Genomic DNA, 12,956 nt, shown 5'->3' with positions numbered 1-12,956 from the left:
CGATGACCGCCCCACGCAGGAAGCTCGCCGTCGTCGCCCGTGAAGCCGGCGTCTCGGTGTCGACGGTGTCCAAGGTGCTACGGGCCTACCCGGACGTCGCGCCGGCGACCCGGGCCCGGGTGCGCGAGGCGCTACGGCGGTTCGGGTACCCGGTGGAGAACGCCGCGACCGGCGTACGGCGGGAGGAGTCGGCGCTGGTCGACGTCGTCGTGGCCGGTGCGGGGCGGAGCTGGGCCGGCGAGGTTCTCGCCGGCCTCGCCGAGCGTGTCCGGGAGCCCGGGCTGGCCGTCGTCGTCACGACGGTCGCCCCGGGGTCGCGGGTGCCCCGGGTCTGGCTGGAGCAGGTGTTCGCGCGCGGCACCCGCGGCGTGATCGGGCTGGGCGCCGAGTTCACCGACGCCCAGCTCGGCTACCTCGCGGCGCACGAGATCCCGTGCGTGCAGGTCGGGCCAGGCGCCGAGAACACGGTCGGGCCGGCGCTGGCCGTCGTACTGGACGGATCAGCCGCGGTTCCCGTCGACCTGGCGGGGTGATTCCGGCCGGGTGACCGAGTTGCGGATCACCACGTGGGTCTTGAAGAGCCGGTGGTCGCCGGTCCAGCCCGGCTGCAGGTGCTGGTCGGCGACGGCGATCTGCGCCGCCGTCCGCCCGAGGTCCTCGTACGGCACGTGCACCGTGGTCAGCCGGGGGCGGAGGTCCTGGGCGAGCTCGACGTCGTCGTACCCCACGACGGACAGGTCGTCGGGGATCGTCAGCCGCTGCTCGGCCGCGGCGGCGTACACCCCGGCGGCCACGACGTCGGTGGCCGCGAAGACAGCGGTGAAGTCCACCCCCGCGGCCAGCCGGCGCCGCATCGCCTGGTAGCCCGACGCGCGGGTGAAGACGCCGTGCTCGACCAGTTCCGGCGCGTCCGGTACGCCGAAGTCGGACAGCGCCCGGCGATGACCCGCGAGCCGCTCGTTGCTGGTGGTCTGCCGCTCCGGCCCGGCCAGGAACAGGATGCGCCGATGGCCCTGCGACAGCAGATGACTCGTCAGCGCGTACGCGCCGTTCTCGTTGTCGTACTCGATCACCGCGGCGGGTACGTCGTCCCCGAGCGACGGCCGACCGCACAACACCAGCAGCGACCCGGCCGCGTGCAGCGACCGTGCCAGCTCGGTCAGCTTCTGGCGGTACTCGGCGGCGCCCTCCATGATGCCGCCGATCAGCACGACCGCACCGGCCCGCTGCTCGCGCATCAGCTGGACGAGGGCCAGCTCCCGGTCCGCGTCGCCCTGGGTGGTGCCGATCAGGCTCAGCCAGCCCTGCTTCGCGGCCTCCTGCTCGACGCCGTGCGCGGCATCGGCGAAGGACTGCCCGCGGACGTCGGCGAGGATGAACGCGATCGTCTTCGACCGGGCCCCGGCCGCGAGCGCTCGCGCGTGCGTGTTCGCCGAGTAGTTCAGCTCCCGGACCGCGTTGAGCACGCGTTGGCGTGCCGACCGCGAGACGGGGTAGTTGTCGGCCAGGACCCGGGACACCGTCGCGGGGGAGAGGCCGGCGTGGGCCGCCACGTCGGCGAGCGTCGGGCCGGTCGAAGGCCGGCGGCGCCCCGGCGTTGACTCTGTCATGACTCCCTCTTCGCGGTGGACGACCGGATGACCACATGGGTGCCGAGCTTGAGGTGCTGGTCGAGCGCGTACTCGTCGCGGTGCAGCGCGAGCCGTACGGCGGCCCGCCCGAGCTCCTCGTACGGAAGATGCACCGTCGTCAGCGCCGGGTTCAGATCGGCGCTGAGCGGGATGTCGTCGTACCCGACGACCGAGACGTCGTCCGGCACGCGGACTCCGGCGTCCCGCAGGGCGGCCAGCACACCGCTGGCCACCACGTCCGTGACGGCGACGACAGCTGTCATCGCGGCCCCGCGGTCCAGGAGCATCCTGGTCTGCCGGTACCCGGACTCGCGGTCGTAGTTGCCGTCGACAACCAGTTCCTCGTCGACCGCGAGCCCCCGGGTGGCGTGCGCGTCGAGGAACCCGCTGAGGCGCGCCCCGGTCGTGGTGTGCTCGCGTTCACCGGCGCCGACGAACGCGATCCGGCGGTGCCCGAGCGAGATCAGGTAGTCGGTGACCGCGAAGGCGCCGCCCTCGTTGTCGTACTCGACGACGGTGGCCGGGACGTCCGCGCCGATCGGCGGCCGGCCGCACAGCACGAGCCGCGAACCGGCGCGGTCGAGCGAGTGTGCGATCTCCGCCATCCGGCGGACGTGCGATTCCGTCCGCAGCCCGCCGCCGACCAGGACGACCGCCTCGGCGCCCTGCTGGCGCATCAGCTCGATCAGTTCGAGCTCACGATCGGGGTCGCCGTGATGGGTGCAGACGAGACAGACCCTGCCCTCCGCGGTCGCCTGCAGTTCGACACCCTGCCCGATGTACGCGAACAGCGGGCCGACCAGGTCGCGGACGATGAACGCGACCGTGCGGGTCGAGCCGCCGACGAGGGCCCGGGCCTGGGCGTTGATGACGTAGTCGAGCTCGCGGACCGCCCGCATCACCCGGTTGCGGGTCGAGGCGCTCACCGGGTAGCTGCCGCCGAGCACCCGGGAGACGGTGGTGGCACTGACGCCGGCGGACGCGGCGACGTCCTTGACGGTCGGCCGTCGGCCGGAGGTCGTTCGGGCCACCTGGACGCGCTCCTCGCGGATCGAAACTTTCTGCCGTGGCAGCGGATAGAAAACGTTAACTATGCTGCCATTCATGCTGCCCGATGTCGAAACCCTCCACAGTGTCGTGACCGGCGACGTCGGCGACGCGATCCTGCTGGTGCACGGCTGGGGTGGGGACGGCCGGGCGTGGGAGCCCGTCCGGTTCGCGGGCCGCCGGGTCCTGACGGCCGACCTGCGCGGGCACGGCCGGTCCCCGGTGCCGGCCGCCGGGTATCGTCCCGCGGACTACGCCGCCGACCTTGCCGCGCTGGTGCGCTCATCGGGTCTCGGGCCGGTGGTCGCGGTCGGTCATTCGATGGGCGGTCAGATCGTCGTACGGCTGGCGCTGGATCATCCCGACCTGGTGCGCGCGCTGGTGGTCGTCGATCCGGCGTACGGCGCGGACGAGGTGGAGGCCGCGACGTTCGAGCGGCGGCTGGCGGAGCTCCGGCGCGACGGCGCGGCCGCCGCCGTACGGCAGTTGGGGGAGCTGACGACCGGCGTTCGCGAGCAGTTGTCGCGTACGCCGGGGCAGGTGCTGGCGGCGAGCTACGCGGGGATGTACACCGAGCCTGATGCCTTCGGAGCCCGCCCGGCCGCCGCGGAAGTCCTTGGCCGCCTGACGCAACCGGTGTTGTGCATCCGGCCGACGCGGTCGATGGCGGCCTGGGACGTCACCTGTGACCTGCCGCCCGGATCCCGCGTCGTCGTCTGGCCGGGCACCGGCCACTTCCTCCACCACGACCGCCCGGAAGCCTTCGTTCGCCTGGTCGACAGCTGGCAGCAGGACCTGTTGGTCAGATGACCCGAGGCCTTCAGGAGACCGGGCCGCCGTTCGTGGACCGGGGGAGCGCGGACTGTAGCTGGCGTCGTGAAGTGATGCCGAGCTTGGTGAAGACCTTGCGGAGATGCCACTCGACGGTGTGCCGGCTGAGGAACATCTGGGCGCCGATCTCGGGGTTGGTCAGCCCGGAGGCGGCGAGCTCGGCGATCAGCGCCTCCTGCGCGGTGAGCGCCTCACGCGGTTGCTCGGCACGGTGGTTGACGGTCTCCCCGGTGGCGGCAAGCTCCCGGCGCGACCGCTCCGCGAACGCGTCCGCGCCAGGCTCGGAGAACATCTCGTACGCCGTGCGGAGCTGCCCGCGCGCGTCCCGTCGCCGTCCCTCCCGGCGGAGCCACTCGCCGTACAGCAAGTGGGCCCGCGCGAGTTCCATCCGGAGCCGCGTCCGGCTGAGAAGGTCGATGGCTTCCTGGTAGTGCGACTCGGCGACGTCGCCGACGGCGAGTAGTGCGCGTGAACGGGAGAGGACGCCCAGGCCCCAGTCCGTCGCGCTGGTTTCCGCCAACAGGGCCAGGCGCTCCACAGCCTTCGCCGCCACCTCCGGACGGCCGGTGTGCACCGCCGACTCCACCAGTTCGCTCCACGCCCAGTTCGAGACGCCGTACTCGATCGGGTACGCCGTGGCCTCCTCCGCCGCGGCGAGCGCGTCCTGGTACTGGCCGAGGCTGTTCATCAGCAGGGCGCGAGCCCACAGATGGGACGCGACACCGCCGCCTTCGCCGCGCGCTCGCGCATCCGTCAGGCTCGCGTCGATGAGCCGGCCGGCCAGATCGGCTTGGCCACGCCAGGCGGCCAGGGTGATCGCCTCGTACCGGGCGGCGACGGCGTACGTCGCCTCGCGGACCATCTCGATCTCGCGGACCATCGACTCCGCGACCGCGAAGTCCCCGGCGAACAGGTCGATGACCAGCCGCGGGCCGAGCACGAGTGGGAGCTGCGTGAGGTCGCCGACGTCGCGCGCGACCCGGACGTGCCGCGCGGTCAGGACGTCCCAGCCCGCGTCGTCCCAGAGGTTGATCGCCACCAGCCCGGCCAGCCACAGCCACCGCAGGTCGGCGTAGTCGTCGGACCCGTTGCGTCCGGAGAACGACTCGATCACCTCCCGGCCGAGCGGCACCGCGGCCGGGAAGTCGTCGGAGAAGAACCGCGCCAGCGTCTCCAGCAGCACGTCCCGCTTGTCCGGGATCGGGGGAACCGGCGCGGCCCGGGCCGCCTGCGCGACTACCGGGAGATCGACGTCACCGCTGAGCCGGCCGGCGAGCATGGCGGCCATGAGCGCGTCGAGGTAGGTGTCGCGGGCCAGGCCGGCGTCGAGCGGCTCGAGCCGGCGCGCGCTGTCGAGGAGCAGCCGGGGCGCTTCCATGCCGTGACCGGTGACGAACGTGATCTGCGCCCGGAGCAGCTCGGCCTGTGCCTGCCGGAGCTCGTTGGCCGGGTCCTCGTCGGCGATCACGAGCAGCTTCAGCGCGGTCTCGAAGGCGCCGGCGCCCAGTGCTGCCTGCGCGGCGGCCAGCGCCCGGTCGGCCCGGACGGTGGGGTCCGGGGTGAGGTCTGTCGCGCGGTGCAGGAACGCGGCGCTGGCCGCGATCCCGCCGCGGCGAAGGGCACGATCCGCGGACGCGATCAGCTCGCCGGCGATGACCTCGTCCGGGCCGAGTGCGCCGTTCGCGCGGTGCCAGGCCCGCCGGTCGGGATCGAGATCCGGATCGGTGGCGTCGGCGAGCGCCTGATGTGCCGCCCGGCGGTCGGCCGGCGACGCTTCCCGGTACGCGGCGGAGCGCACCAGCGGATGCCGGAAGCGGACCGTGGCCCCGAGCTCGATCAGCCCTGCCTCCTCGGCCGGACCGGCCGCACCGATCGGTACGTCGAGGACAGCCAGTGCGCGCTGCAGGAGGCCGATGTCCCCGACCGGCTCCGCCGCCGCGGTCAACAGCAGTCGTCGGGACTGCGCGGGGAGTGCCGAGATGCGGTGGGCGAAGTTCTGCTCGAGCTGACTCGCCAGGGGCTGGGCGTCCGGCCGTTCGAATCCGCCGGCGAGCTCGGCCGGGCTGAGGCCGCGCGGGAGTTCGAGGAGAGCGAGCGGATTGCCGCGGGTCTCGGCCACGATCCGGTCCCGCACGTGCTCGTCGATCCGGCCGGGCACCACCGCGGCCAGCAGCGCCCGGGCATCGTGGTCCGCGAGGCCGCGGATCACCAGCTCTGGCAGCCCGCGCCATTCGGGCCGGGTGACCGGCTGCCGGGCAGCGAACACCACGCCGATCCGATCGGCGAACAGCCGCCGCGCGGCGAAGGTCAGCGCCTGGGCCGACGCCTGGTCGAGCCACTGCGCGTCGTCGACGATGCACAGCAGCGGACGGTCGGCCGCCACTTCCGAGAGCAGGGTCAACGTTGCCGCGCCGACAACGAACCGGTCCGGAGCGGCGCCCGCCCGGACGCCGAAGGCCACTTCCAGCGCCTCACGCTGCGGGTGCGGAAGGCGGTCGGCGAGGTCGAGCATCGGCGCGCACAGCTGATGCAGCCCGGCGAACGGCAGCTCCATCTCGGACTCGACACCGGACGCGCGGGCGACGACGCAGCCGTCGGCGGTCCGGGCGAGATGGTCGAGCAGCGCCGACTTGCCGATACCTGCTTCGCCGCGGACGAGCAGGACCTGGCCGTGCCCGGCGCGGAGGTCGGCCACGAGACGCTTGAATCGGGCAAGCTCCGGCCGCCGGCCGCGCAGTGCGTACGACCCACCACCGATCATCGCGCCCCCTCCTGTCCAGAGGCTAAAGCTGTTCGGCGGCAAACGCGACTGCTCCTTATTGGTTTGCTCTGCATGGACAGGTGTTGTGATGCTCGGCGGGTGGCCGGCGACACGCGCAGTGACGTGGACGTCCGTACGGCGAGCGGCGTCCTTCGCGGCAGCGGTACGGACGAGCTGCTGGTGTTCCGCGGCATCCCGTACGCCGAGGCGCCGGTCGGCCGGCTCCGGTTCCAGGCACCGCGACCGGTGCTCGCGTGGGAGGGCGTCCGGCCGGCGACGGCGTACGGTCCGCCACCACCGCAGTCGGGTCTGCTGGGATCGGCACCGGACACAACCGGCGACGACTGGCTGACGCTCAACGTGTGGACGCCGGACCTCGCCGGTGGGCTGCCGGTGATGGTGTGGATTCCCGGCGGTGGATACGCACTGGGCAACTCCAGCCTGCCGGAGTACGACGCCGCGCACCTGGTCGCGGGCGGTGTCGTCGTCGTGACCGTCAACTACCGGCTCGGGATCGAGGGGTTCGCGCAGCTCGGCGGGGCGCCGGCCAACCGGGGGCTGCTCGACCAGGTCGCCGCGCTGCGGTGGGTGCGGGCCAACATCCGCGCCTTCGGCGGCGATCCGGACCGGGTGACGATCTTCGGGGAGTCGGCGGGCGGCGGATCGGTCGCGGCGCTGCTCGCGATGCCCAGCGCCGCCGGACTCTTCCGCCGGGCGATCGCCCAGAGTGTGCCGGGCACGTTCTTCTCCGCCGAGCTGGCCGCTGAGATCGCGGCCGCCCTGGCCGGCCAGGTGGGTGTCGCGCCGACGGCCGCGGCGCTGGCCGACGTACCTGCGGCGATGCTGCCCGCGGTGGGCGATGCGATCCTGCCGGAGATGGGCCGGTGGCGCGAGCGGTGGGGGCCGATCACGCACCGGCCGATCCCGTTCGCACCAGTTGTCGACGGCAACGTTCTGCCGGTGACGCCGTGGCAGGCGCTGGCCGCCGGCGCCGGGCGGGACGTCGACCTGCTCGCCGGCCACACCCGGGACGAGCATCGGCTGTTCAGCCTGATCGACGGTGTCCTCGGCCAGGTCACCCACGAGCAGACCGAGACCGCGCTGCGGATGCTCGCGCCGGATCCTCGCCGGTACCGGGAGGCGTACCCGGCCGCGACCGACGAGCAGCTGTACGAGCTGGTCAACGCGGACTGGCTGTTCCGGATGCCGAGCCTTCACCTGGTCGAGGCACAGGTCGCCGGCGGCGGCCGGGCACACCTCTACGAGCTGACCTGGCCGGCCCCGGTGCTCGGCGCCTGCCACGGCCTCGACGTACCGCTGGTCTTCGGCAACCTCAGCAGCGGCGGGCCCGCGATGCTGATCGGCGATCCGCCGCCCGCGGAGGCGTTCGACCTCTCCGCCCAGTTCCGCACGGCGTGGACAGCCTTCGCCACCCACGGCGATCCCGGCTGGCCACCGTACGACACCGCCCACCGCCGTACCCGCCTCTTCGACGTCCCACCGGCCGTCACCACCTACCCCGAAGAAGCCTCCCGTGCCCTCTGGCAGAACCATCCCTTCGTGCCGCTCGAACCGGTCGCTCCGCGGTAGCAGCTGGAGGTCAGTCGTCCGCCGGTGTGCGGCGGGCGAGATCGGTGGTCCGGACCGTGTCGGCGGTCCGGGTGACGGTGGAGATCTCGTCCGCGAGGTCCGGATGGCTCTCGCGGAGCTTTCGGCCGGCGGCGGCCAGCGGCTGGATCAGCTCGGCGACGTCGTCGCCGCCGAGCGCGTCGCGGAGGCGGTCGATCGCGGGCGCCGCGTCGGCCGCGGACGGATTGCTGCTGTCGGACGGCAGCGCGGTGACCTGTCCGGCGAGTTGGCGCAGCGCCCCGGCGTTGTCGCGGGCCCAGCCGGCGACGGCGCGGTCACCCGACCGACGATCCCGCGCAGCCTGGACGCGGCGCTCGCGGGTGGTGCCCGGTTGGTCGGCGGTGTGGGGCTTCAGCCGCAGGTAGCGCCGCTCCGCCGCCTGCCGGCTCGCCAGCCCGAGGGTCGGCGCGATCTCCGCCCAGGTCACGCCGCGCGCCCGCGCCGCGTCCACGAGCACCGGCTCCCACTGATCGAGGTACTCGCGCAGGCGGTGCAGTGTCGTGAGCGTGCCGAGAACCTCCGCGGCGTCGGCGTCCTCGAGTGCCCCGGGGTTGCCGAGCAGCTCGAGCCCGTCGAATCGGTCGTCCATCGCATCCTCATTCGTCAACGGATTGCTGACCACTGATCTTGTCATCGATTCGATGACATGTTAGAACAGGAATGCGTGTTGACGCCACCGATCCCCAGCGACGATCAGGAGGTGCAGGACAGATGTTGATGCGCACAGATCCCTTCCGGGAGCTCGACCGCCTGACACAGCAGTTCTTCGGTGCTGCGGGGAGTCAAGGCACGTGGTCGCGGCCGAGTCCGATGCCGCTGGACGCGTACCGCGTCGGCGACGAGTACGTGATCGCCTTCGATCTCCCCGGTGTCGCGCCGGATGCGATCGAGCTGGACGTCGAGCGCAACGTGTTGACGGTGAAGGCGGAGCGACGTCCGCCGGAGCTGCCCGAGGATGTCGAGATGCAGGTGGCCGAACGGCCGCTCGGCGTGTTCTCGCGCCAGCTGTTCCTCGGCGAGACGCTGGACACCGACAAGATCGAAGCCGGCTACGAGGCCGGCGTGCTGACGCTGAGGATCCCGATCGCGGAACAGGCCAAGCCGCGGCGGATCGCGGTCACCGGCGCCGACCGTCCGCGCCAGATCAACGCCTGACCCGGCCGGGCCCGGTCCCGGCCGACCGAAGCGCGATGTGGCGGCCCCCGGGTGCCACGCGCGAGTCCATGCGCCGACTCCGCGGGTTCACGTCCCACCGGCGGCCGCCACGTCGTCCCCCACCCAAGCCGCAGTTATCTCGTGACCGCCCCGCCGAAAGGCCGGGCGGTCATTGTTTTTGCGGTGCGTATTCAGCCCGGAAACACCTGGAATTCAGGACGTATGAACGCCGGGGCGGTGGTGGTGCCGGCAGCAGGTGAGTTCCTCGATCAGGTCGCCGGCGCGGGAGATCGCGAGCGGGTCGGCGTGGGTGGCGTTGCGGGTGCAGCCCGGGCGGACGCAGTACGCCGCCAGGTCGGCGACGCATTCGCAGTGCCGGGACCAGGGGAAACGCATCGTCGTCCCTCCACCGGTCGAACAGAATGCCGCCCGGTACCCATCCGTGCTGCCCGCATTCCCGAGCACCGATTTGAACCGTGCATTTCAAGTGGTCGTTTATTTGAACCGACGCGTAATGCATTCGGTCCGACGCGGAAAGTATGCAGGGTTGTGATCGTTTTGCAGCATTTCGCGTGGGTACCGCTGGGCTATCGCATTTTCGGAACGGGGTGGCTCGTTAGGAGGATTCATGGGAATCGGAATGTCCGTGTTCCTGCTCGCGGTGGGCGGAATTCTGGCGTTCGGGGTTTCGGACCGGCTCAGCGGCGTCGACCTGACTGTCGTCGGGTATGTGCTGATGGGCGCCGGCGCGATCGGCCTCGCGGTGGTCCTGATGTTCGCCAACCAGCGGACCAGGGCGACCCGGACCACCGTCCACGAACGTCGCGACATCGACGACCTGTGACGCACGGGGAGTGAGAATGCCTGAAGAACGCAAGCCGCGCGACGCACGCGAGGTGCTGCTCGACCTGTTGTTCGACAAGATCGCCGAGGATCGGTACCCGTCGGTGTCGATGCTGGACATGATCGAGGCGCAGCTCCGCCCGGACGAGGTGGACATGTACGTACGGCTGCTGGTGCGCCGGATGCGCGACGAGAAGTATCCGAGCCTGCCCATCCTGCGCCGGATCGCCGCGCTCACGGAGTGACAGCCACACCGTTCGTTGCCTCAGGCCACGTTTTTGAGAAGCCGCCGCGGGCGGTACCACTGTAGGGAGAATCCATGAATACCACCGCCAAGGTGGCGGCCGCCGTCGCGAGCGGCTACCTGCTCGGACGTACCAAGAAGCTCAAGCTGGCGATCACGGTCGGCGGACTGCTGGCCGGTAAGCGGATCGCCACCGATCCACGCGCCATCGTGAAGCAACTCGCCGAGGTCGTGGAGCAGAATCCCGAGTTGTCGAAGCTGTCCGACCAGGTGCGCGGCAGACTCGTCACGGCGGGCCGCGAAGCAGCCGTGGCCGCGGCGAGCAACCGGCTGAACCGGGTCAGCGACTCGATCAGGGACCGGACCGACCGGATGCTGTCGGCCGGCAACGGACAGGCCGCGGACGAGGATTCGGATCAGGACACTGGCGAGGACGCCGGGCAGGACGAGGAGCGGCCGAGGCGTCGCAGGCGCCCGGGTCGCCGCAGTAGCCGCCCGAGCGGCCGCCGGAGTGAAGGTGCCCGTGGCCGTCGCCGCCGCAGCGACGAGGACAGCAGCGGATCGAGCGACGGCGGGTCCGATCGCGGCGCGAGCGACAGTGGCTCCGAGGACAGCGGCTCCGAGGACAGCGGCTCCGGGAGCAGGGGTTCCGAGAACAGGAGCTCCGCAGAGCGGGGTTCCGGCGAGCGTTCCTCGTCCGGCGAGGGCTCGCGGCCCGCCCGCAAGCGGACTGCTGCCCGCGCGGCGAGCAGCAACGGCTCGGCGTCGGGTACGCGGAGTTCGACGGCGCGGAAGACCGCGGCGCGGAAGAGCCCGGCACCCGCCAAGAAGTCGGCCGCGAAGAAGGCCACGGCGAAGAAGACCGCGCCGCCCGCCAAGAAGTCGGCCGCCAAGAAGGCGCCGGCGAAGAAGGCCGCGGCCAAGAAGACCGCCGCGAAGAAGACCGCGGCCAAGAAGAGCGCGAGCCGGTCCACGAGCGGCTCGTCGGCTCGGAAGCGTGGGTGACCGATGATGGCCGAACGATCGCGCGACGAGGAGCAGAACGGCTTCCTGTCGATCCTCGACGAGCTCCCGGTCGACCGGCTGAAGAGCGAACTCCAGGGGGCGCTCTCGGCCGCCGCGGAGCGCACGGCCGAAGCCGCGACGGACAAGATCTCCAGTCTCACCGACCGGCTCACCGACGTGGCGTCCAACGGTGGCGTCGCGAGTAAGGCGCTGGCCGAGGGAGGCAAGGCGGCGGCGACCGGCGGGTCGCCCCTGCTGGGTGCGTTGAAGGGCGGAGTGATGGGAGCCAAGGACAAGGCGGCGGAGATGCTCGGCGGGGGATCCGGCGGCTCCGGCGGCAAGAACCCGCTGAAGGCGACGACGATCATCGAGTCGATCGACGTCGGGGTACCGATCGACGTCGCGTACAACCAGTGGACGCAGTTCCAGGACTTCTCCGGATTCATGAAGAAGGTCGAGAAGGTCGAGCAGAAGACCGACGAGAAGCTCGACTTCAAGGCGAAGATCCTGTGGTCGCACCGCACCTGGGAGGCGAGCATCCTCGAGCAGGTGCCGGACGAGAAGATCGTCTGGCGCTCGAAGGGCGAGAAGGGCCACGTCGACGGCACCGTCACGTTCCACGAACTCGCCTCGAACCTGACCCGGGTGCTGGTGGTCCTCGAGTACTACCCGCAGGGCCTGTTCGAGCGGGTCGGCAACATCTGGCGCGCCCAGGGCCGCCGGGCGCGGGTCGAGCTGAAGCACTTCCAGCGGCACGTGATGACCGACGTGATCCTGCACCCCGACGAGGTCGAGGGCTGGCGCGGCGAGATCCACAAGGGCCGGGTGTCGGAAGGCTCCGAGGACGAGGACGAGTCCGGCGACGAGTACGACGAGGACGAGTACGACGACGAGGGCGAGGAAGAGTACGAGGACGACGACGAGTACGAGGACGACGAAGAGCCGGCCGACGAGTACGACGAGGACGAGGAAGAGTACGAGGACGAGGGCGACGAGGACGAGGAAGAGCCCACGGACGAGTACGAGGACGAGGAAGCGGACGAGGGCGACGAGTACGACGAGGACGAGGAAGAGCCCGCGGACGAGTACGAGGACGACGAGTACGACGAGGACGAAGAGCCGGCCGACGAGTACGAGGACGAGGGCGACGAGGAAGACCTGCCCGAGGACGAGTACGAGGACGACGAGGGCGAAGAGGACGAGGACGCCGAGTACGGCGAGGACGAGTACGACGACGAGGAAGACCTGCCCGAGGACGAGTACGAGGACGACGAGGAAGAGCCTGAGTCGCGGCCTCGCCGCCGGGCGAGCTGAGCGAGCCGATCGGAAGGAAGACTCATGACCATCGCGGCCAACGGCCAACGCCGGTCCGGCGGCTACCTGGACCGGCCTGCCCCGAGCAGTCTCGCGGACGTCATCGACAGCATCCTCGACAAGGGGCTCGTGATCGATGCCTACGTCCGGGTCTCCCTGGTGGGGATCGAGCTGCTGACGATCGACGCACGCATCGTCGTCGCCAGCGTCGACACCTACCTGCACTTCGCGGAGGCCACGAACCGCCTGGACCTGTACGAGAAGGGCAAAGACCTTCCCGAGGTCATCCAGGACATGACCGAAAGCACGGCGCAGGGCAAGTCGAAGGGCCTGCTCACCGGCGCCAAGGAGGCACTGTTCGGGTCCGACGACGACGATCGCCAGCTCGAGCGGGGCGACGAGGACGAGGACGAGGAGCCGGAGGAAGCCCGTCCGCGCCGCCGTCGCCCGGCCAAGAAGGCCGCCGCCGCCCGTCGCCGGAGGACTGAGGAGTGAC

14 protein-coding genes are annotated in these 12,956 nt (G+C 71.3%); 9 read left to right on the top strand and 5 right to left on the bottom strand.

Annotation, left to right across the window (positions count from 1 at the left end; translation table 11 throughout):
• The first annotated feature begins 2 nt into the window (after positions 1-2).
• A complete protein-coding gene (locus ABZW60_RS17195; protein ID WP_355477808.1) occupies positions 3-533 on the top strand; it encodes a LacI family DNA-binding transcriptional regulator in 531 nt (176 codons plus the stop codon).
• On the opposite strand, the gene ABZW60_RS17190 is transcribed toward ABZW60_RS17195, so the two are convergent.
• Entirely contained in the window at positions 501-1,610 is a 1,110-nt protein-coding gene (locus ABZW60_RS17190; RefSeq protein WP_355477806.1) for a LacI family DNA-binding transcriptional regulator, read from the bottom strand. The genes ABZW60_RS17195 and ABZW60_RS17190 overlap by 33 nt on opposite strands.
• A complete protein-coding gene (locus ABZW60_RS17185; protein WP_355477804.1) occupies positions 1,607-2,662 on the bottom strand; it encodes a LacI family DNA-binding transcriptional regulator in 1,056 nt (351 codons plus the stop codon). The genes ABZW60_RS17190 and ABZW60_RS17185 overlap by 4 nt, the downstream gene beginning before the upstream one ends.
• 73 nt (positions 2,663-2,735) lie before the next feature.
• On the opposite strand from ABZW60_RS17185, the gene ABZW60_RS17180 reads away from it, so the two are divergent.
• Positions 2,736-3,488 carry an alpha/beta hydrolase gene (locus ABZW60_RS17180; protein WP_355477802.1) on the top strand — a complete coding sequence of 251 codons (753 nt, stop codon included), beginning with the start codon at positions 2,736-2,738 and terminating at the stop codon, positions 3,486-3,488.
• A 10-nt stretch (positions 3,489-3,498) separates the two neighbouring features.
• On the opposite strand, the gene ABZW60_RS17175 is transcribed toward ABZW60_RS17180, so the two are convergent.
• The gene (locus ABZW60_RS17175) at positions 3,499-6,270 is read right to left on the bottom strand and encodes an AAA family ATPase (protein WP_355477800.1); all 2,772 of its coding nucleotides are present in this window, start codon (positions 6,268-6,270) and stop codon (positions 3,499-3,501) included.
• Positions 6,271-6,369: 99 nt separating this feature from the next.
• Here ABZW60_RS17175 and ABZW60_RS17170 point away from each other — a divergent pair, with 99 nt between their 5' ends.
• Entirely contained in the window at positions 6,370-7,860 is a 1,491-nt protein-coding gene (locus tag ABZW60_RS17170; protein ID WP_355477798.1) for a carboxylesterase family protein, read from the top strand.
• A 10-nt stretch (positions 7,861-7,870) separates the two neighbouring features.
• Here the strand turns inward: ABZW60_RS17170 and ABZW60_RS17165 are convergent, their stop codons facing one another.
• Complete coding sequence (locus tag ABZW60_RS17165; protein WP_355477796.1) at positions 7,871-8,488, bottom strand: hypothetical protein; 618 nt, start codon at positions 8,486-8,488, stop codon at positions 7,871-7,873.
• 122 nt (positions 8,489-8,610) lie between these two features.
• On the opposite strand from ABZW60_RS17165, the gene ABZW60_RS17160 reads away from it, so the two are divergent.
• Complete coding sequence (locus tag ABZW60_RS17160; RefSeq protein WP_355477794.1) at positions 8,611-9,054, top strand: Hsp20/alpha crystallin family protein; 444 nt, start codon at positions 8,611-8,613, stop codon at positions 9,052-9,054.
• 213 nt (positions 9,055-9,267) lie between these two features.
• Here the strand turns inward: ABZW60_RS17160 and ABZW60_RS17155 are convergent, their stop codons facing one another.
• Complete coding sequence (locus ABZW60_RS17155) at positions 9,268-9,450, bottom strand: hypothetical protein (RefSeq protein ID WP_355477793.1); 183 nt, start codon at positions 9,448-9,450, stop codon at positions 9,268-9,270.
• Between the two features lie 232 nt (positions 9,451-9,682).
• On the opposite strand from ABZW60_RS17155, the gene ABZW60_RS17150 reads away from it, so the two are divergent.
• From ABZW60_RS17150 to gvpJ, 5 genes are all read left to right on the top strand, one after another.
• On the top strand, positions 9,683-9,898 hold the full coding sequence (locus tag ABZW60_RS17150; protein ID WP_355477791.1) for a DUF6458 family protein: 216 nt from the start codon (positions 9,683-9,685) through the stop codon (positions 9,896-9,898).
• A gap of 16 nt (positions 9,899-9,914) precedes the next feature.
• Positions 9,915-10,142, top strand: coding sequence for a hypothetical protein (locus tag ABZW60_RS17145; protein ID WP_355477789.1), 228 nt, complete (start codon positions 9,915-9,917; stop codon positions 10,140-10,142).
• Between the two features lie 74 nt (positions 10,143-10,216).
• Positions 10,217-11,146: a hypothetical protein gene (locus ABZW60_RS17140; protein WP_355477787.1), complete on the top strand. Its 930-nt coding sequence runs from the start codon at positions 10,217-10,219 to the stop codon at positions 11,144-11,146.
• Positions 11,147-11,152: 6 nt separating this feature from the next.
• Positions 11,153-12,460 (top strand): SRPBCC family protein, encoded by a 1,308-nt coding sequence (locus ABZW60_RS17135; RefSeq protein WP_355477785.1) that lies wholly within the window; start codon positions 11,153-11,155, stop codon positions 12,458-12,460.
• Positions 12,461-12,484: 24 nt separating this feature from the next.
• Complete coding sequence (gene gvpJ, locus ABZW60_RS17130) at positions 12,485-12,955, top strand: gas vesicle protein GvpJ (RefSeq protein ID WP_355477783.1); 471 nt, start codon at positions 12,485-12,487, stop codon at positions 12,953-12,955.
• Position 12,956: the final 1 nt, after the last annotated feature.

This window comes from Kribbella sp. NPDC003557 (genome assembly GCF_040610805.1).
Taxonomy (GTDB): Bacteria; Actinomycetota; Actinomycetes; order Propionibacteriales; family Kribbellaceae; genus Kribbella.
Note: the sequence above shows the minus strand (reverse complement) of the source record. Positions and strands in the feature narration are given on the sequence as shown.

Coding starts and splice junctions, on each gene's coding strand:
- ABZW60_RS17195 (WP_355477808.1), top strand. CDS start 3: ATGACCGCCCCACGCAGGAAGCTCGCCGTCGTCGCCCGTGAAGCCGGC.
- ABZW60_RS17190 (WP_355477806.1), bottom strand. CDS start 1,610: ATGACAGAGTCAACGCCGGGGCGCCGCCGGCCTTCGACCGGCCCGACG.
- ABZW60_RS17180 (WP_355477802.1), top strand. CDS start 2,736: ATGCTGCCCGATGTCGAAACCCTCCACAGTGTCGTGACCGGCGACGTC.
- ABZW60_RS17175 (WP_355477800.1), bottom strand. CDS start 6,270: ATGATCGGTGGTGGGTCGTACGCACTGCGCGGCCGGCGGCCGGAGCTT.
- ABZW60_RS17165 (WP_355477796.1), bottom strand. CDS start 8,488: ATGGACGACCGATTCGACGGGCTCGAGCTGCTCGGCAACCCCGGGGCA.
- ABZW60_RS17160 (WP_355477794.1), top strand. CDS start 8,611: ATGTTGATGCGCACAGATCCCTTCCGGGAGCTCGACCGCCTGACACAG.
- ABZW60_RS17155 (WP_355477793.1), bottom strand. CDS start 9,450: ATGCGTTTCCCCTGGTCCCGGCACTGCGAATGCGTCGCCGACCTGGCG.
- ABZW60_RS17150 (WP_355477791.1), top strand. CDS start 9,683: ATGGGAATCGGAATGTCCGTGTTCCTGCTCGCGGTGGGCGGAATTCTG.
- ABZW60_RS17145 (WP_355477789.1), top strand. CDS start 9,915: ATGCCTGAAGAACGCAAGCCGCGCGACGCACGCGAGGTGCTGCTCGAC.
- ABZW60_RS17140 (WP_355477787.1), top strand. CDS start 10,217: ATGAATACCACCGCCAAGGTGGCGGCCGCCGTCGCGAGCGGCTACCTG.
- ABZW60_RS17135 (WP_355477785.1), top strand. CDS start 11,153: ATGGCCGAACGATCGCGCGACGAGGAGCAGAACGGCTTCCTGTCGATC.
- gvpJ (WP_355477783.1), top strand. CDS start 12,485: ATGACCATCGCGGCCAACGGCCAACGCCGGTCCGGCGGCTACCTGGAC.